Origin of the sequence: Streptomyces sp. enrichment culture, from assembly GCF_964273255.1 — a bacterium.
Classification (GTDB): Bacteria; Actinomycetota; Actinomycetes; order Streptomycetales; family Streptomycetaceae; genus Streptomyces.
Window position 1 is genome coordinate 5,909,259 of sequence record NZ_OZ186835.1, and the last position, 16,321, is coordinate 5,925,579.

Consider the following 16,321-nt stretch of genomic DNA (forward strand, 5'->3'; position numbering starts at 1 on the left):
CGTTATGGCGGTGGCAGGTTGCCGGGTCCCGGAGCCTGCTCCGTTCGTGCACGTTACTCCGAGGTATCGATGATCGATCGCCGGGGTCGGGCATCCTGGGGCACGAAACCGTCCACGACCGGCGGTATCGCCGGAATGTCGGGGTGTGGAAATGCGACCAGTGTCACGCAGGACGTTCGCGGCGGCCGCGGTGTCCGTGCTCACGATGCTGCCGGAGGCGTCGGCGGCGCACGGCCGGAAGCAGCCGCTGCCGTCCGCCGGACCGGAACGCGGCGGCGCCGCCGCCGGGGAGATGCGCGGGGTCTGGGTGGCGAGCGTGAGCAACCGCGACTGGCCGTCCGCGCCCGGACTGAGCCCCGCGCGGCAGCGGGCGGAACTGATCGCCCACCTGGACACCGCCGTCCGGCGACGGCTCAACACGGTGATCTTCCAGGTCCGGCCCACCGCGGACGCCCTGTGGCCCTCACCGCACGAGCCCTGGTCGCAGTACCTGACCGGCACCCAGGGCCGGGACCCCGGCTGGGACCCGCTGGGCACCGCCGTGGAGGAGGCCCACGCCCGGGGCCTGCACCTGCACGCCTGGTTCAACCCCTACCGCGTCGCCCTGCACGCCGACCCCGGCCGCCTGGCGGCCTCCCACCCCGCGCGCCGCAACCCGGGCTGGGTCGTGCCGTACGCCGGGCGGCTGTACTACAACCCCGGGCTGCCCGAGGTCCGCGCCTTCGTGCGGGAGGCCATGCTCGACGCGGTGCGCCGCTACCCCGTGGACGCCGTCCACTTCGACGACTACTTCTACCCGTACCCGGTCGCGGGGCAGACCTTCGACGACACCGCCGCCTACCGCGCGCACGGCGGCGGCTTCTCCGACCGGGGCGCCTGGCGGCGGGACAACATCGACCTGCTGGTGCGCGAGACGGCGGCCGGGATCAAGGAGATCCGGCCCGGCACCCGGTTCGGCATCAGCCCGTTCGGCGTGTGGCGCAACGCCACGACCGATTCCCGCGGTTCGGCCACCGCCGCGGGCGTGCAGACCTACGACGACCTGCACGCGGACACCCGCCGGTGGGCCCGGGAGAACTGGATCGACTACATCTGCCCGCAGCTGTACTGGAACATCGGCTTCACCGCCGCCGACTACGCCACGCTGCTGCCCTGGTGGGCCGAGGTGGTGCGCGGCACCGGCACCCGGCTGTACGTGGGGGAGGCGCTGTACAAGGCGGGCGACCCGGCCCAGCCCGCCGCCTGGCAGGACCCGGCCGAACTGTCGCGGCACCTCACCCTCGCCGCACGCCATCCGGAGGCACGCGGTCACGTGTACTTCGCCGCGCGGGAGGTGGCGGACGACCCCGTCGGGGCCATGGCCCGGGTGGTCGCCGACCACTACGGCCGGCCGGCGGACCCCCCGGCCTGAGTCACTGCTGATGGTGGTGGGCCCGGTGCCGGATCTCGGAGTCGGGTCCGGGCGAGCACACGGCCTCGTGCCCGTCCTCGAAACGCACCCGGTAGGGCGGGTTGCCCTCCGGGCCCATCACCTCGACGATCTCGGCGACTCTGTCGTGCTGACCGACCACCCTGCCGTGCTGGACAAGCTGGTCGCCCACGGTTGCGCGCATCGGTGTCTCCTCACCACGTGCGGGAGCAGCGGTCCGTCCTGTCGAGTCTACGGCCGGGACCGCGGCGCGGCAGCGGGCCGGACGCCGGCCCGGCGCCCGGGGCCGACCGCCCGTCGAAGGGCTGCCGGACCCGCGGGAGTGGTTCACCCGCACCATCGGCGGCACCCGCACCATCGGCGGCGCCCTCACCGCCGTGGACGTGCTGATCACCGCCGGCGGGCAGTCCGCGCCGGCCACCGCCCGGTCCGCGCTCGCCCCACCGGGCGCCCCCGTCCTCGTGGAGCCGCCGACCTACCCCGGGATGCCCTCCGTCGCCCGCGCGGCCGGACTGCGCCCGGTGCCCGTACCGGTGGGCCCCGACGGCGTCCGGCCGGACCTGCTCGCGGACGCCTTCCGCGCGCGGCCCCCGCGTCTTCGTCTGCCGGCCGTTGTTCCAGCATCCCGCCGGCGCCGTGCCCGCCCCCGGCCGGCGCGGCGAGGCGGTACTTCATCGCCGAGCCCCCCGCCGAGCCCCGCCGGGCACATCCGCCTCTGCTTCGCCGCCGTGGCGGGACCGGAGGAGATCACCGAGGGCGTCCGGCGTCTGCGCACCGCCTGCGAGCGGGCGGCGACGTCCCCCGCCGCGCGGTGATCCCTGGACGTCACGGCCGCCCGGCTGGGAGCATCCCGCCATGACCGCCACCCCACGACTGCCCGAGGGGTACACCCTCACCACCGATCCGTCCCGCCTCGACACCGGGCGCGTGCACCACTGGCTCTCCACCGACGCGTACTGGGCGCTCGGCCGCGCCCCCGCCACGCAGCGGGCGGCGATCGAGGGCTCCCTCAACTTCGCTGTCCACGAGGCCACCACGGACGAACAGGTGGCCTACGCCCGCGTGGTCACCGACCGGGCCACCTTCGCCTGGCTGTGCGACGTGTACGTCGACCCCTCCGTCCGCGGCAAGGGCATCGGCAGCGCCCTGGTCGCCGCGGCCCTCGAGGAGCTGCGGTCGTTCGGGGTGCGCCGCGTCATGCTCGCCACCCACGACGCGCACGCCGTGTACGCCCGGCTCGGCTTCCGGCCACTGGACCGGCCCGACCAGTGGATGGCGCTGGCTCTCGACTGACCGCCGAGCGAGCGTCCGTCACTGCGTTCACCTGCGCCGTTGCGGCATTTGCCCGGCAGGTCCCCACCGGTGGGTGCCCCGCGGGTCACGCCGGGTGACGGGCCGAACGGTCCCCTTGACCTGCCCTCTCCCCGGGATGAACATCGCGGCATGGCACTTCGGGTCACGTTCGTCGCCGCAGCGGGGAGCTCCTCGCTGCTCGCCGAGCGTTTCCAGGACGACCGGCCTCTGGACCAGGCCGGGTGGCACGAGGTGCAGCGCGTCGCCCACGAACTGGTGCCGCTCGCCGCGGCCGACCTGCGCTACTGCTCCCCGAATCCCCGCAGCCGCGCCACGGGTGACGGCCTCGGCTACACCCCGCTGGTCCAGCTCGCCCTGCGCGACTGCGACATGGGCCGCTGGCGCGGACTGAGCCTCGGCGAGGCGATGGCGCGGGAGCCGGAGGCCGTGGACGCCTGGCTCGCCGACCCGCGCTCCACCGTGCACGGCGGGGAGTCCCTGCTCGACTTCATCACCCGGGTCGGCGGCTGGCTGGACACCCGCCCCGCGGACGACGGCTGCCGGGTCGTCGCGGTGGCCGAACCGTCCGTCATCCGGGCCGCCCTGGTGTACGTCCTGAAGGCGCCGCCCGCCACGTACTGGAGCATCGACGTCCGTTCGCTGTCGACGACCACCGTCGCCGGACGGGCGGGGCGTTGGAGCCTGCGCCTGGACCCGGTGTCCGTTCAGCCCACCCGGGCGTAGCCGGTGCTCAGCTCCAGGTCCTTGGCCGGGCCGCGCACCCGCCAGACGGTCCGCCAGTGGTCCGCGTCGCGCACGGTGAACTCGCCCCGGTAGAGATCCGCCGAGCAGGGGTGGTCGGCCACGTAGCGGCCCGCCGTCAGGTCGAGGTGGTGGAACGGCCGGCCGTCGGCGAACCGCACGTCGGCGGTGCCGCCCGGCCCCGGCAGGAAGCGCAGCGTCCGCTCGGCGGGGCGGGTCTCCCCGCGCCAGGTGAACGCGCCCGCCTCCTCGTGCAGCAGCCCGCCCGCCGGGTCCGGCCGGAAGACCGTGGCCCCGGTGAAGGTGCCGGTCTCCCCGCTCGCCAGGTCCCGCACGACCCGCTCCACCCGCCACCGTCCGCCGAGGAACGCCAGCACGTCCGGAACCGGCCAGAAGTCCTCCATGCCGCCTGCCGCCCTTCCTCGTCTGCCGTCCCCGGGCACCGGGCCCCAGCAGACGGTACCCCCGGGAACGCACCCGTCGGCCGTCGGCTCCGGGGGAGCGGCCACGGGCGGCCGACGGCGGCCGGCCGGGCGGCAGCCGGTCACGGGGGCACGCCGGCTGCGAGGGCAGGCGGCGCGGAGCCGCTCCGTCACCACTGCCGGTGCACGGTCGCCTTCGCGCCGGTCACCAGGCTCGCGGGCGGCACGTCGTCGGCCACGACCGCTCCGGCGGCGACGACGGCGTCCCGGCCGATGGTGACGCCGGGCAGGATCGTGGCCCCGGCGCCGATCCACACGTTCTCCGCCACGTCGATGGGCGCGCCCGTCAGGTACAGCCGCCGCTCCTCGGGATCGACGGGGTGGCCGCTGGTGATGAACGTGACCTTCGGCCCGATCATCACGCGCTTGCCGATCCGGATACCGGCGTAGTCCAGGAACGTGCAGTTCTGGTTGATGAAGACGCGCTCGGCGAGATCGAGGTTCAGGCCGTGGTCCGTGTAGAAGGGCGGATGGATCGTGACTCCCGGCGGCAGCGGCCGGCCGAGGATCTGCTCGAACAGTTCCGCCTTGCCCGCTTCGTCCGCGAACGGCAGGACGTTGAGGCGAGAGGTGAGCTCGGTGACGCGCAGGACCCTTTCGGACATGGCCCGGAACTCGGCGCTGCGGATGAGCATGAGGCGGTCGCTGGACATGCCCCGATCCTTTCCGTCTCCCCGGCGGCGGGACAAGACGGCGGCGGGACAAGACGGCGGTGAGACGCACGGCACGACCTGGGTGAGCGGGTTGTCGTCGGCAGGCGTCACGCGTGGCTGAGAATCACCAGCAGCGCCGCACACTCCGCGAGGACCTGGACGGCCACCGCCGCCTGCCGAAGCCGCACCACGGGCGCGATCAGCGCGGTGAGACAGGCGACGGCGCCGATGCCCACGCTCCAGTCGAACACCGCGACGGGCAGCGCCGGAGCACACTGCGTGCCGTAGGTCAGGCACCGCGAGGCCCGCTCGGAGGCCAGCGTCACCACCCCGGCCGCCAGCACGCCCGGCAGGAACAGGACGGCACCGAGGACGGCCAGGAGGCGGGAGCGGTCCCGGCGAGCGGTCGGCCGGGAACCGGTCGGCCGGGGAACGGAGCCGGTCGGGGCCGCGGCCGGAGTCGAGGCCGGGAGCGCGTTCGGTGCGTGGGTGCGTGGGTTCACCCCTCGATCGAACGCCCTCCGGCCGGCTCGCCCCACTGATCAGGTACTCATCCGGCACGGGGCGCCGTACTCAGTCCGCCGCCGCGCCGACGGTCGTCCGGTAGGTCCGGCACATTCAGTACGTCCAGCGCAACCGGTGCGTCCAGCACGCCGGTACGCCCGGGCGGGCGGCGTCGGAGGAGCGGGCGGTCCGGCCGCTGCCGCCCCGCACCACCCGTGGTCAGCCGGCCGCCGGACCCGGCCCGGGCGGCAGTCCGCGCACGGCCCGTGCCACGGCCTCCTCCGCGGTGGGGAACAGGCCGAGGTCCGGAGTCAGGAAGCCCTCGCCCACCCCGAACGTGCCGTCCCCGTGCGTCGTCAGACACGGGCCCGTCGGGGTCAGGTGCGGGCGGGGGGTGGTCGAGAAGCGGAGCGCCCAGTGGCTGGTGAACGGGTACAGGCGGCGCAGGAGCGGCTCGGCGTACGCGGCCTCGACCAGTGCCCGGTAGGCGGGAGCCCAGGAGTGGGGCAGCCCGCCCGCCTCCCGGCGGAGCCGCTGCCACGCGTCGTCCACCAGGCGTGCGTGACCGCTGTGCGGAGGTGTCGGCATGACGCCCGAGTATGCAGGACCCCGCACCGGCCCGGATGCACGCGGCGCTCCGACGCCGCACCCGCCTCTGTGGCGGGGCGCGCGACGACGGGACCGCCGTCCCGCCCGCCCGCCGAGCCGCTGGGTCCCGCCGACCCACGTGCACACCCGAGGGATCGGCTGCCCAGCCGCACGGGGTCCGCGGTGATACGGGCGCCACTGGATCTCATTGCATAAAACTGCACGCAAGCGTATAGTCATGCTCCCTAAGGAGGAGGTTCCATGACGGTACGAGCCGCAGTGGCCGGGGCGAGCGGATACGCGGGCGGGGAACTGCTGCGCCTGCTGCTGGCCCACCCGGAGGTCGAGATCGGCGCCCTGACCGGCAACTCCAACGCCGGGCAGCCGCTCGGGGCGCTGCAGCCGCACCTGCGACCGCTGGCCGGGCGGATCCTGGAGCCGACCACCGCCGAGGTGCTCGCCGGGCACGACGTGGTCTTCCTCGCGCTGCCGCACGGGCAGTCCGCCGCCGTCGCCGAGCAGCTCGGCCCCGACGTGCTGGTGATCGACATGGGCGCCGACTTCCGGCTCTCCGACGCCGCCGACTGGGAGCGTTTCTACGGCTCCCCGCACGCCGGCACCTGGCCCTACGGCCTGCCCGAGCTGCCGGGCCGCCGCGCCGCGCTGGAGGGGTCCAAGCGCATCGCGGTGCCCGGTTGCTACCCGACGGCCGTCTCGCTCGCCCTCTACCCGGCCTACGCGGCCGGACTCGCCGAGGCCGAGGCGGTGATCGTCGCCGCCTCCGGGACCTCCGGGGCGGGCAAGGCGCTCAAGCCGCACCTGCTGGGCAGCGAGGTCATGGGCTCCATGTCGCCCTACGGCGTCGGAGGCGGCCACCGGCACACCCCGGAGATGATCCAGAACCTCTCCGCCGCGGCGGGGGAGCGGGTCACCGTCTCCTTCACGCCGACCCTGGCCCCCATGCCCCGCGGCATCCTCGCCACCTGCACGGCGCAGGCGAGGCCCGGCGTCACCGCCGACGCGCTGCGCGCCGCCTACGAGAAGGCGTTCGCCGACGAACCGTTCGTGGACCTGCTCCCCGAGGGGCAGTGGCCCGCGACCGCCTCCGTGTACGGCTCCAACGCCGTGGCGGTGCAGGTCGCCCTGGACGAGGCGGCCGGGCGGATCGTCGCGATCAGCGCCATCGACAACCTGACCAAGGGCACCGCCGGCGGTGCCGTCCAGAGCATGAACATCGCCCTGGGTCTCGACGAGACCACCGGGCTGACGACGATCGGAGTGGCGCCGTGAGTGTGACGGCAGCGAAGGGATTCACGGCGGCGGGCATCGCCGCCGGGATCAAGGAGAACGGCAACCCCGACCTGGCCCTCGTGGTCAACAACGGTCCCCGCCGCGCCGCCGCCGGTGTCTTCACCTCCAACCGCGTCAAGGCCGCTCCGGTGCTCTGGTCCGAACAGGTCCTCAAGAGCGGGCGGTTGACCGCCGTCGTCCTCAACTCCGGCGGCGCCAACGCCTGCACCGGCCCCAAGGGCTTCCAGGACACCCACGCCACCGCCGAGAAGGCCGCCGAGGTCCTCGGCACCGGCGCCGGCGAGATCGCCGTGTGCTCCACCGGACTCATCGGCGTCCTGCTCCCGATGGACAAGCTGCTGCCCGGCATCGAGACCGCCGCCGGCCGGCTCACCGAGCACGGCGGCGAGAAGGCCGCCATCGCCATCAAGACCACCGACACCGTCCACAAGACGTCCGTCGTCACCCGCGACGGCTGGACCGTCGGCGGCATGGCCAAGGGCGCCGGCATGCTCGCCCCCGGCCTCGCCACCATGCTCGTCGTCCTCACCACCGACGCCGACCTCGACGCCGAGAGCCTGGACCGCGCCCTGCGCGACGCCACCCGGGTCACCTTCGACCGGGTCGACTCCGACGGCTGCATGTCCACCAACGACACCGTGCTCCTGCTCGCCTCCGGCGCCTCCGGCGTCACCCCCGAGTACGGCACCTTCGCCGAGGCCGTACGGGCCGTCTGCGACGACCTCGGGCAGCAGCTCATCCGCGACGCCGAGGGGGCCAGCAAGGACATCAAGGTCGAGGTGGTGGGCGCCGCCACCGAGGACGACGCCGTCGAGGTGGGCCGCTCCATCGCCCGCAACAACCTCCTCAAGTGCGCCATCCACGGCGAGGACCCCAACTGGGGCCGGGTGCTCTCCGCGATCGGCACCACGCAGGCCGCCTTCGAGCCCGACGAGCTGAACGTCGCCATCAACGGCGTCTGGGTGTGCAAGAACGGCGGCGTCGGCGAGGACCGCGAGAAGGTCGACATGCGCTACCGCGAGGTGCACATCGTCGCCGACCTCGGCGCCGGCGACGCCACGGCCACCATCTGGACCAACGACCTCACCGCCGACTACGTCCACGAGAACAGCGCCTACTCCTCATGAGCGACACACCCACCCGGAAGCACACCGCGCTGCCCAAGGCGCAGATCCTCATCGAGGCGCTGCCCTGGCTGACCCGGCACCACGGCAAGACCGTCGTCATCAAGTTCGGCGGCAACGCCATGGTGGACGAGGACCTCAAGGCCGCCTTCGCCCAGGACGTCGTCTTCCTGCGCCACGCCGGACTCAAGCCGGTCGTCGTGCACGGCGGCGGCCCGCAGATCAGCGCCGCCCTCGACCGGCACGGCATCGTCAGCGAGTTCAAGGCGGGGCTGCGCGTCACCACCGAGGACGCCATGGACGTCGTCCGCATGGTGCTGGCCGGCCAGGTCCAGCGCGAACTCGTCGGGCTGCTCAACCAGCACGGCCCGTTCGCCGTCGGCCTCACCGGCGAGGACGCCCACACCATCACCGCCACCCGGCACCGGCCCGAGATCGACGGCGAGCTGGTCGACATCGGCCGGGTCGGCGAGATCACCGAGATCGACACCGGTGCCATCGAGGCGCTGCTCGCCGACGGCCGCATCCCGGTCGTCTCCTCGATCGCCCGTTCCCAGGACGACGGACATGTCTACAACGTCAATGCTGATACGGCGGCTGCGGCACTCGCTGCGGCGCTCGACGCCGAGACTCTCATGGTCCTCACCGACGTCGAGGGCCTCTACGAGGACTGGCCGCACTCCGACGAGGTGATCAGCCGCCTCACCGCGTCCCAGCTGGAGAAACTCCTGCCGGAGCTCTCCTTGGGCATGGTGCCGAAGATGGAGGGCTGCCTGCACGCCGTACGCAACGGCGTCACCACCGCCCGCGTCATCGACGGCCGGGTCCAGCACTCGATCCTGCTGGAGATCTTCACCGACGAGGGCATCGGCACCATGGTCGTGCCCGACGACACACCGGACACACCGGTCACCCAGGGGGAGTCGTGAGCAACGAGGAACTGACGGCGCGCTGGCAGGGCGCGCTGATGAACAACTACGGCACGCCGCGCCTGCCCCTGGTCCGCGGCGAGGGCGCCACCGTGTGGGACGCCGACGGCACCGCCTACACGGACTTCGTCGGCGGCATCGCCGTCAACGCGCTCGGCCACGCCCACCCCGCCGTCGTCGAGGCCGTCACCGCGCAGATCGCCACCCTCGGCCACATCTCCAACCTCTACGTCGCCGAGCCGCCCGTCGCCCTCGCCGAACGGCTGCTGCAGCTCTTCGGCCGCGACGGCAAGGTCTACTTCTGCAACTCCGGCGCCGAGGCCAACGAGGCCGCCTTCAAGATCGGCCGCATGACCGGACGCGGCCACGTCGTCGCCACCGACGGCGCCTTCCACGGCCGCACCATGGGCGCCCTCGCCCTCACCGGCCAGCCCGGCAAGCGGGACCCGTTCCTGCCGCTGCCCGGCGACGTCACCCACGTCCCCTACGGCGACGCCCAGGCCCTGGCCGCCGCGGTCACCGAGGACACCGCCATGGTGATCATCGAGCCGATCCAGGGCGAGAACGGGGTCGTCGTCCCGCCGCCCGGCTACCTCAAGGCCGCCCGCGCCATCACCGCCGCCACCGGCGCGCTGCTCGTCCTCGACGAGGTGCAGACCGGTATCGGCCGCACCGGCACCTGGTTCGAGTACCAGGCGCACGACGGCGTCCTGCCCGACGTCGTCACCCTCGCCAAGGGCCTCGGCGGCGGACTGCCGCTCGGCGCCACCGTCGCCTTCGGCCGGGCCGCCGACCTGATCGCACCGGGCGGCCACGGCACCACCTTCGGCGGCAACCCCGTCGTCTGCGCCGCCGCGCTCGCCGTCCTCGACACCATCGAACGCGACGGACTCCTGGACCACGTCAAGCGGCAGGGCGAACGCCTCCGCGCCGGAACCGAGGCGCTCGGCCACCCGCTGGTCGACCATGTCCGGGGTGCCGGGCTCCTCCTGGGTATCGTGCTCACCGAGCCGCTCGCGCCGCAGGCGCAACAGGCGGCTCAGGACGCCGGATTCCTCGTGAACGCGCCCGCCCCCGATGTCGTACGGCTCATGCCGCCGCTCACCCTCGGGGACGACGCGGTGGACGCCTTCCTCGGGGCGCTCCCCGGCATCCTGGACGAGGCCGGCCGGCCGGCGGGCGGGGAAGGACGATCCGGAGAATGAGACGACGATGAGCCAGGAGCGGGACCACGCACCGCACGCCGGGCCTGCCGTACCGCAGACCCGCACCGCACGCCACCGCCGGATCGTGGACATCCTCAACCGGCAGCCCGTGCGGAGCCAGAGCCAGCTGGCGAAGCTGCTCGCCGACGACGGGCTGACCGTCACCCAGGCGACGCTCAGCCGGGACCTGGACGAGCTGAACGCGGTGAAGATCCGCAACACCGACGGCGACCTCATCTACGCGGTGCCCAGCGAGGGCGGCTTCCGCACGCCGCGCGCGCCGCTGGGGGAGTCGGCGAAGGAGGAGCGGATGCGCAGGCTCTCCGCGGAGCTGCTGATCTCCGCGGAGGCCTCCGCCAACCTCGTGGTCCTGCGCACCCCGCCGGGCGCCGCCCAGTTCCTGGCCTCCGCCATCGACCAGGCCGAACTCCACGACATCCTCGGCACGATCGCCGGCGACGACACGCTGCTGCTGATCAGCCGGGAGGCGACGGGGGGTCAGGCACTGGCCGACCATCTGCTGCGGCTGGCCCAGAACGGCCACTGAGCGCTCCGCGGGTGCTGGGGTTTTTGCGCAGTTCCCCGCGCCCCCCTGGGGGTGGCTCTGCCGGTGGTGACCTGCGGGTTGTGGGGGGCTTTCGCGCAGTTCCCCGCGCCCCTGAGGGGCTGGGGGGTACGCCAGATGGCCATCTGCGCGTCCGCTGTGGCCACTCGCGCAGTTCCCCGCGCCCCTTGAACCGCCCCCGAGCACGCACGTCCCCCGCGGGCCCCGGAGAGAACTCCCAGGACCGCGAAAACGCCCCCCACCCCACCACGACCGACAGCCCCACTCCCCAGGGGCGCGGGGAACTGCGCGAAAAGCCCCCCACGGCCCGCAGCCCTCACCCCAGCCACCCCGCAAGCCCCGCCGTACAGCGCACCTCATCGCCCGCGGTGATGAGCAGCGCCTCGACGTCCGGCAGCGACTCCAGCCACGCGAGCCCGGCCCGCGAGCCCATCGCGAACGCCGCGGTGGCCCAGCAGTCCGCCCAGGTCAGGCTGGGGGCGACGACCGTCACCGCGACCAGGTCGGTCACCGCGGAGCGCCCCGTGCGCGGGTCGACGATGTGGTCGCCGCGCTCGGACGTGCCCGAGGTCGCCACGGCCAGTTCGGCCACTCCCGCGGCGGACACCACCGCCGCGAGCCCGCCCGGCCGCAGCGGGTCCGACACGCCCACCCGCCAGGGCCGCTCCGGCCCGGGCGCGCCGAGGAGTTGGACGTCGCCGCCCCCGTTGACGTTCACGCCCGCGGCCCCCGCGGCGGCCAGGGCCCGCGCAGCCCGCTCGGTCGCCCAGCCCTTGACGATGCCGGTGGGGTCGAGCCGGCCCCGGTAGCGGGGGCTGAACCAGCCCTCGCTGACCCGTTCCGCCTCCTCCGCCAGGCCCAGGACCTCGGCGACCTCGGGGTCGCACTCCTCGACGGTCAGTTCCCCGCGGGCGAGCCGGGAGAGCTGACTGTCGTCCCGGTAGGTGCTGAACACCTCGTCGACCCGGTGCAGTCCGGCGACGGCGTCCGACAGGGCCGCCCGCACGGCGTCGGGTTGCCCGCCGCGGACGTCGAAGGAGAAGACGGTCCCCATCGTCTCCTCCACGTGACGCACCGCGGCGGGAGTCTGTGCCGGCTCGGCCACCGTGTCAGCCACCGGCCTGGTCCAGGGCCGACTGGAGCGACTTCTTGTAGCCGGCGCTGGTGTAGGTGGCCCCGGAGACGGCGTCGATGTCGGCGCTCCCGGCCTCGACGACGGCCTTGTTCAGGCGGGGCACGGAGTTGAAGGTGACCTGGTCGCTCTGGCCGCCCTTGGGCGCCTGGACCGCCTCGGCCCTGCTGATCTTCCCGCCGGCGACGGTGATCCGGACCTGCACCGTCCCGTACTGGGTCTTCTCGGCGTCCCCGGTGAAGGTGCCGTTCTTCAGGGCCTTCGCCCCGCCGCCCTGCTGCTTCCCGCCACCGTCCGAGCCCGAGGAGCCGGACGACCCCGCCGAGCCCGAGCCCGACGAGCCCGAGGAGCCGGAGGAGCCGGAGGACGCCGGGGGTGCCTCCTTCTTCGCCTTGTCGAGCGCGGACTGCAGCGACTTCTTGTAGCCGGTGCTGGTGTAGGTCGCCCCGGAGACGGCGTCGATGTCGGCGGACCCGGCGGCCACCGCCGCCTGGTTCAGCTTGGGCACGGCGTTGGCGGTGATCTGGTCGCTCTGGCCGCCCTTGGGCGCCTGCACGGCCTCCGCCTTGGTGATCTTCCCGCCGGCGACGGTGATCCGGACCTGGACCGCCCCGTACTGGGTCTGCGCCGCGTCCCCGGTGACCGTGCGCGCCTGGGCGCTGCCGCCGCCCTGCCCGGAGCCGGCGGCCGCCTTCGCCGCCTTGTCGAGCGCGGACTGCAGCGACTTCTTGTAGCCGGTGCTGGTGTAGGTCGCCCCGGACACGCTGTCGATGTCCGCGCTCTGCGCCGCGACGGCGGCCTGGTTCAGCTTGGGTACGGCGTTGGCGGTGATCTGGTCGCTCTGGCCGCCCTTGGGGGCCTGCACCGCCTCCGCCTTGGTGATCTTTCCGTCGCTCACGGTCAGCCGGACCTGGACCGCGCCGTACTGGGTCTGCTCCGCGTCACCGGTGACCGAGCCGTCGCCGATGGTCCGTGCGCCGCCCTGCGGGGACTGGGCCGCCGCGGGCGGGACCGCGCCGCCCGCCGCGTCGGCCGACCCGGGGTCCGAACCCGGCTTCAGCGACAGCAGCAGCACGATGCCCGAGACGGTGGCGGCGGTGGCCAGCACGGCACGCCGGACGGGGTGAGACTTCCTCATCGTTTTCCCAAGCTCCTGAAAGGGTGTGGACGGCCCGTCGCTCACATCTCGAACGACTCGTGGTGGATGCGGCGAGCGGGGACTCCCGCGCCGCGCAGTGCCTCGTACACGGACTGCGCGAATCCGGGCGGCCCGCACATGAAGACGTCGTGCCGGTCGATGTCCGGGATCTTGCGCTGCAGGCTCTCCGCCGAGATGTCGGGCCGCTCGCCCTCCGGGCTGTTCACCGCGTACATCAGGCGCGCGCCGCGCTCGTCGGCGATCTTCGCCAGCTCGCCCCACAGGGCCAGGTCCTGCGTGGTGTTGGCCCGGTACAGCAGCGTGATGTCGCCCGCCGCGCCGGGCAACGTCTCGAACAGCGCCCGCATCGGGGTGATGCCCACCCCGCCGGCCACCAGCAGCACCTTGCCGCGGCTGCGCCGCTGGGCGGTGAGCGCCCCGTAGGGGCCCTCGGCCCACACCCGGGTGCCGGGCTCCAGCTCGCGCAGCCGGGAGCTGTGGTCGCCGATCGCCTTGACGGTGATGCGCAGCATGTCGGGGCGGGGCGCCGCCGACAGCGAGTACGGGTGGGAACTGAAGCGCATGCCCGGCGCCAGGAAGCGCCAGCGGAAGAACTGCCCCGCCTCCGCGCCCATCCGGTGCAGCTTGCGCCCGCTGATCAGCACCGACGTGATGCCGGGCGTCTCCTCGACGACCGCCTCGACCCGCATCCGGTGCCGCAGGTTGAGGCGGATCGGCGTGATCACCCGGTACCACAGGACGAGCGCGGTCACGCCGCCGTAGAGCCCGTACCAGAACGTCTTCGCCGACGGTTCCACGGCGAACTCGTTGCCGGTGGTGATCTGGTGCCAGAACGTCAAGTACACCGCGGCGTAGGTGAGCAGGTGCACGTGGTACCAGCCGTCGTACGGCAGGCGGCGCCGGATCGGGCCGATGGAGATGAAGGCGATCACGAACAGCAGGCCGGTCCCGATGGCCGCCTTGCCCATGTCCGGCAGCTCGTTGACCGAGGTGATCGTCTGCTGGACGATGTCGCCGAGCGTCCTGCCCGCCTGGAGGGCGTACCCCCACATGATGAGGAAGACGTGGGCGATGACGAGGCTCACGGTGTAGCGGCCGCTCATGGCGTGCCAGCGGGCGACCCGGTCGGAGCCGACCCGGCGTTCCAGCGCGGGCACCCGCGCCATCTGCAGCACCACGAGGGCCATCAGGTAGCCGGCGAGCAGGCCGGTGATGCGGCCCGCGGCGATCACCCGGCCGGTGGTGTCCGCGATGGACGGGGTGTTCGTCCACCACAGCCACAGCACGGCCACCGCGCCCGCCCCCACGGCGAGCAGCAGGGGCACGGCGGGGGAGCGGCGCGGGCGGATGCGGCGCATCGTCTGGCGGCGGGCGGCACGGCCGCCGGCGAGCGTGGTGGTCACGGTTCCTCCGTGGGGACTTGGCCCTTGGCCCACAGATACGTGCCGTGACGCTGCAGCGTTCAGCGGAATTCGAGGTCAGTGGCGCGTGATCGCGGTGGCCCCGCCGCGGGTGCCGATCGCCAGGTGCGGCCGCCGCTCCGGCACGGCCCAGCGCAGGATCCGCCGCATGTCCGCGGCGGGCACCGAGACGCACCCCGCCGTCGCGCCCCTGCCGTTGACGTGCAGGAAGATGCCGGCGCCCCGGCCGCGCTCCGGCTCGCGGTAGTTGAAGGCGACGACGAGGGCGTGCGCGTACTGCTCGCGGTAGGTGATCAGGTGCTCGGCCTCGGCCGCCCGGCAGTCGGCGGCGCGGGGCTCGGTCCAGCGGTTGTAGTGGCGGGAGTCGTTGTCCTGGCACCACCAGGAGTCCTCGCGCACCGGCCGGTAGGGGTAGGTGGTCCCGGCCGGCGCCGGGCGGATGCCGAAGGCGTACGGCAGCCGGTACAGGCCGGTCGGGGTGGTGCTGGTGCCCTGCCGGCGGGTGGCGCCGTCGGCCAGCCCGTTGGCCCCGAAGCGGGCCGGGGCGGAACCGGCCGCCACCCAGCGCCCGCCCCGGCGGTCCCACCAGGTCACGGTGCCGGTGGTCGAGCGGGTGTCCCGGGCCACCGCGGTGATCAGCTGGGTGCCGCCCCCGGTGTCCGCCATCCGCTCCGGCAGCGGTGCCGCGGCGGATGCCGGCCGGCCGGCGGGCGGGCGGCCCGCGCCGAGCACGAGGAGGCAGAGGCAGACGAGGACGGCGGCGGGGGCGGCACCTGGGCGCATGGCTCAGACGGTAGACGGGGGCAGCGGCAACGGCAGCCCGGGCAGTCCGTCCATGCTCGTGGCGATGTGCTCCTTCTTGGTGAAGTAGGCGTCGAGTGAGGCGTCGTCCTCCCGGGCGAACCGCTTGGCATGCAGGTCGCGTTCCGCCTCGTACGCCATGAAGGGCACCGCGTAGCCGCAGGTGTCGCGGATCAGTTCGGCCGTCACGACGATGACGGCGCGCAGGCCGTGGGAGCCGTGGTCGATGTCGGGGAAGCGGGCCAGCAGCCCGGGGAAGCGGGGGTCGTCCCGGAAGACCGGTTCCCCCCGGCCGTGGACCCGCACGATGTTCGGCGGGCCCTGGAAGGCGCACCACATGAGGGTGATCCGGCCGTTCTCCCGGAGGTGGGCGATGGTCTCGGCGTTGGAACCGGCGAAGTCGAGGTAGGCGACGGTGTGTTCGTCCAGGACGGCGAAGGAGCCGCGCAGTCCCTTGGGTGAGAGGTTGACGGTGCCGTCGGCGGACAGGGGAGCGGTGGCGGTGAAGAAGACCGGCTGTTCCTCGATGAAGGTGCGCAGCCGTCCCTCGATGCGCTCATAGGTCTTTCCCATGGTCACGAGTATGGGTGAAAGTCTTTCGGCTGTCTAAGGATTTGCCCGGCCTCGGCGGGCCGGTGGCCGGTCCGTGGCCGGTCCTGGCCGGTTCCCGGCGCGTTCCCGCGGTCGTCTCCGGGGTCGTCCCGGGCTTCCGGCCGGCCTCCGCCCGCACCGCCGCCTCCTTCCGCCGGGCGGCGTCGCCGCACTCCGTCGCGAGGGAGGCGCACGTCCGTGGCCGCCCCGGCCGGCGCTCACACGGGGCGGCCACAGCGCCTGGCACGTCACCGGGTGAGCGTGCAGGCGGCCCTGCGTCCGGCGAGTGGTACGTGCGGACGGCCGCCGCCGTTCATTTCCGGGGGCCCGGGGGAGTGGTCGATGCCCGACCCCCTCGCCGTACACCCCGTA

18 protein-coding genes and 1 pseudogene are annotated in these 16,321 nt (G+C 73.7%); 9 read left to right on the forward strand and 10 right to left on the reverse strand.

All coding sequences use genetic code 11. The features are described 5' to 3' along the window. The first annotated feature begins 151 nt into the window (after positions 1 to 151). A complete protein-coding gene (locus ACSU53_RS25735; RefSeq protein WP_437031424.1) occupies positions 152 to 1,411 on the forward strand; it encodes a glycoside hydrolase family 10 protein in 1,260 nt (419 codons plus the stop codon). A 1-nt stretch (position 1,412) separates the two neighbouring features. Here ACSU53_RS25735 and ACSU53_RS25740 read toward each other — a convergent pair whose 3' ends face one another. Next, positions 1,413 to 1,613, reverse strand: a complete 201-nt coding sequence (locus ACSU53_RS25740) for a DUF1918 domain-containing protein (protein WP_437031426.1) — start codon at positions 1,611 to 1,613, stop codon at positions 1,413 to 1,415. A gap of 52 nt (positions 1,614 to 1,665) precedes the next feature. Between ACSU53_RS25740 and ACSU53_RS25745 the strand changes: the two are divergent. From ACSU53_RS25745 to ACSU53_RS25755, 3 genes and pseudogenes are all read left to right on the forward strand, one after another. After that, a pseudogene (locus tag ACSU53_RS25745) lies at positions 1,666 to 2,098 on the forward strand (aminotransferase class I/II-fold pyridoxal phosphate-dependent enzyme); the annotation flags it as partial. A 186-nt stretch (positions 2,099 to 2,284) separates the two neighbouring features. Next, positions 2,285 to 2,722, forward strand: a complete 438-nt coding sequence (locus ACSU53_RS25750) for a GNAT family N-acetyltransferase (protein ID WP_437031428.1) — start codon at positions 2,285 to 2,287, stop codon at positions 2,720 to 2,722. 150 nt (positions 2,723 to 2,872) lie between these two features. Then, the gene (locus tag ACSU53_RS25755) at positions 2,873 to 3,466 is read left to right on the forward strand and encodes a histidine phosphatase family protein (RefSeq protein ID WP_437031430.1); all 594 of its coding nucleotides are present in this window, start codon (positions 2,873 to 2,875) and stop codon (positions 3,464 to 3,466) included. Here ACSU53_RS25755 and ACSU53_RS25760 read toward each other — a convergent pair. The 4 genes from ACSU53_RS25760 to ACSU53_RS25775 form a co-directional block, all read right to left on the reverse strand. After that, positions 3,448 to 3,888 (reverse strand): DUF6314 family protein, encoded by a 441-nt coding sequence (locus ACSU53_RS25760; RefSeq protein ID WP_437031432.1) that lies wholly within the window; start codon positions 3,886 to 3,888, stop codon positions 3,448 to 3,450. The genes ACSU53_RS25755 and ACSU53_RS25760 overlap by 19 nt on opposite strands. Positions 3,889 to 4,076: 188 nt before the next feature. Beyond that, positions 4,077 to 4,619, reverse strand: a complete 543-nt coding sequence (locus ACSU53_RS25765) for a sugar O-acetyltransferase (RefSeq protein ID WP_437031434.1) — start codon at positions 4,617 to 4,619, stop codon at positions 4,077 to 4,079. 107 nt (positions 4,620 to 4,726) lie between these two features. Further along, positions 4,727 to 5,122 carry a hypothetical protein gene (locus ACSU53_RS25770; RefSeq protein WP_437031436.1) on the reverse strand — a complete coding sequence of 132 codons (396 nt, stop codon included), beginning with the start codon at positions 5,120 to 5,122 and terminating at the stop codon, positions 4,727 to 4,729. A gap of 220 nt (positions 5,123 to 5,342) precedes the next feature. Continuing rightward, the gene (locus ACSU53_RS25775; RefSeq protein ID WP_437031438.1) at positions 5,343 to 5,711 is read right to left on the reverse strand and encodes a DUF6193 family natural product biosynthesis protein; all 369 of its coding nucleotides are present in this window, start codon (positions 5,709 to 5,711) and stop codon (positions 5,343 to 5,345) included. A 261-nt stretch (positions 5,712 to 5,972) separates the two neighbouring features. Between ACSU53_RS25775 and argC the strand changes: the two genes are divergently transcribed. Genes argC through ACSU53_RS25800 form a run of 5 tightly spaced genes read left to right on the forward strand, consistent with a single transcriptional unit; the run spans position 5,973 to position 10,827 of the window. Further along, positions 5,973 to 7,001 carry an N-acetyl-gamma-glutamyl-phosphate reductase gene (gene argC / locus ACSU53_RS25780; RefSeq protein ID WP_437031441.1) on the forward strand — a complete coding sequence of 343 codons (1,029 nt, stop codon included), beginning with the start codon at positions 5,973 to 5,975 and terminating at the stop codon, positions 6,999 to 7,001. Next, positions 6,998 to 8,149 carry a bifunctional glutamate N-acetyltransferase/amino-acid acetyltransferase ArgJ gene (gene argJ / locus ACSU53_RS25785; protein ID WP_437031443.1) on the forward strand — a complete coding sequence of 384 codons (1,152 nt, stop codon included), beginning with the start codon at positions 6,998 to 7,000 and terminating at the stop codon, positions 8,147 to 8,149. Before argC ends, argJ begins: the two co-directional genes overlap by 4 nt. Further along, on the forward strand, positions 8,146 to 9,075 hold the full coding sequence (argB, locus tag ACSU53_RS25790) for an acetylglutamate kinase (protein WP_437031445.1): 930 nt from the start codon (positions 8,146 to 8,148) through the stop codon (positions 9,073 to 9,075). Before argJ ends, argB begins: the two co-directional genes overlap by 4 nt. Beyond that, on the forward strand, positions 9,072 to 10,280 hold the full coding sequence (locus tag ACSU53_RS25795) for an acetylornithine transaminase (RefSeq protein WP_437031447.1): 1,209 nt from the start codon (positions 9,072 to 9,074) through the stop codon (positions 10,278 to 10,280). The genes argB and ACSU53_RS25795 overlap by 4 nt, the downstream gene beginning before the upstream one ends. 7 nt (positions 10,281 to 10,287) lie before the next feature. Continuing rightward, entirely contained in the window at positions 10,288 to 10,827 is a 540-nt protein-coding gene (locus ACSU53_RS25800) for an arginine repressor (RefSeq protein WP_192230094.1), read from the forward strand. A 334-nt stretch (positions 10,828 to 11,161) separates the two neighbouring features. Here the strand turns inward: ACSU53_RS25800 and ACSU53_RS25805 are convergent, their stop codons facing one another. The 5 genes from ACSU53_RS25805 to ACSU53_RS25825 all read right to left on the reverse strand — a co-directional run bounded on the left by ACSU53_RS25805 (position 11,162) and on the right by ACSU53_RS25825 (position 15,931). Further along, positions 11,162 to 11,899: an FAD:protein FMN transferase gene (locus tag ACSU53_RS25805; protein WP_437033406.1), complete on the reverse strand. Its 738-nt coding sequence runs from the start codon at positions 11,897 to 11,899 to the stop codon at positions 11,162 to 11,164. A gap of 55 nt (positions 11,900 to 11,954) precedes the next feature. Then, on the reverse strand, positions 11,955 to 13,115 hold the full coding sequence (locus ACSU53_RS25810; protein WP_437031449.1) for an FMN-binding protein: 1,161 nt from the start codon (positions 13,113 to 13,115) through the stop codon (positions 11,955 to 11,957). 41 nt (positions 13,116 to 13,156) lie between these two features. Beyond that, positions 13,157 to 14,539, reverse strand: coding sequence for a ferredoxin reductase family protein (locus ACSU53_RS25815; protein WP_437031451.1), 1,383 nt, complete (start codon positions 14,537 to 14,539; stop codon positions 13,157 to 13,159). Between the two features lie 75 nt (positions 14,540 to 14,614). Continuing rightward, positions 14,615 to 15,340: a L,D-transpeptidase family protein gene (locus tag ACSU53_RS25820; RefSeq protein ID WP_437031453.1), complete on the reverse strand. Its 726-nt coding sequence runs from the start codon at positions 15,338 to 15,340 to the stop codon at positions 14,615 to 14,617. Between the two features lie 3 nt (positions 15,341 to 15,343). Beyond that, positions 15,344 to 15,931 (reverse strand): pyridoxamine 5'-phosphate oxidase family protein, encoded by a 588-nt coding sequence (locus tag ACSU53_RS25825; protein WP_437031455.1) that lies wholly within the window; start codon positions 15,929 to 15,931, stop codon positions 15,344 to 15,346. Positions 15,932 to 16,321 lie beyond the last annotated feature (390 nt).

Coding starts and splice junctions, on each gene's coding strand:
- ACSU53_RS25735 (WP_437031424.1), top strand. CDS start 152: ATGCGACCAGTGTCACGCAGGACGTTCGCGGCGGCCGCGGTGTCCGTG.
- ACSU53_RS25740 (WP_437031426.1), bottom strand. CDS start 1,613: ATGCGCGCAACCGTGGGCGACCAGCTTGTCCAGCACGGCAGGGTGGTC.
- ACSU53_RS25750 (WP_437031428.1), top strand. CDS start 2,285: ATGACCGCCACCCCACGACTGCCCGAGGGGTACACCCTCACCACCGAT.
- ACSU53_RS25755 (WP_437031430.1), top strand. CDS start 2,873: ATGGCACTTCGGGTCACGTTCGTCGCCGCAGCGGGGAGCTCCTCGCTG.
- ACSU53_RS25760 (WP_437031432.1), bottom strand. CDS start 3,888: ATGGAGGACTTCTGGCCGGTTCCGGACGTGCTGGCGTTCCTCGGCGGA.
- ACSU53_RS25765 (WP_437031434.1), bottom strand. CDS start 4,619: ATGTCCAGCGACCGCCTCATGCTCATCCGCAGCGCCGAGTTCCGGGCC.
- ACSU53_RS25775 (WP_437031438.1), bottom strand. CDS start 5,711: ATGCCGACACCTCCGCACAGCGGTCACGCACGCCTGGTGGACGACGCG.
- argC (WP_437031441.1), top strand. CDS start 5,973: ATGACGGTACGAGCCGCAGTGGCCGGGGCGAGCGGATACGCGGGCGGG.
- argB (WP_437031445.1), top strand. CDS start 8,146: ATGAGCGACACACCCACCCGGAAGCACACCGCGCTGCCCAAGGCGCAG.
- ACSU53_RS25800 (WP_192230094.1), top strand. CDS start 10,288: ATGAGCCAGGAGCGGGACCACGCACCGCACGCCGGGCCTGCCGTACCG.
- ACSU53_RS25805 (WP_437033406.1), bottom strand. CDS start 11,899: ATGGGGACCGTCTTCTCCTTCGACGTCCGCGGCGGGCAACCCGACGCC.
- ACSU53_RS25810 (WP_437031449.1), bottom strand. CDS start 13,115: ATGAGGAAGTCTCACCCCGTCCGGCGTGCCGTGCTGGCCACCGCCGCC.
- ACSU53_RS25820 (WP_437031453.1), bottom strand. CDS start 15,340: ATGCGCCCAGGTGCCGCCCCCGCCGCCGTCCTCGTCTGCCTCTGCCTC.
- ACSU53_RS25825 (WP_437031455.1), bottom strand. CDS start 15,931: ATGGGAAAGACCTATGAGCGCATCGAGGGACGGCTGCGCACCTTCATC.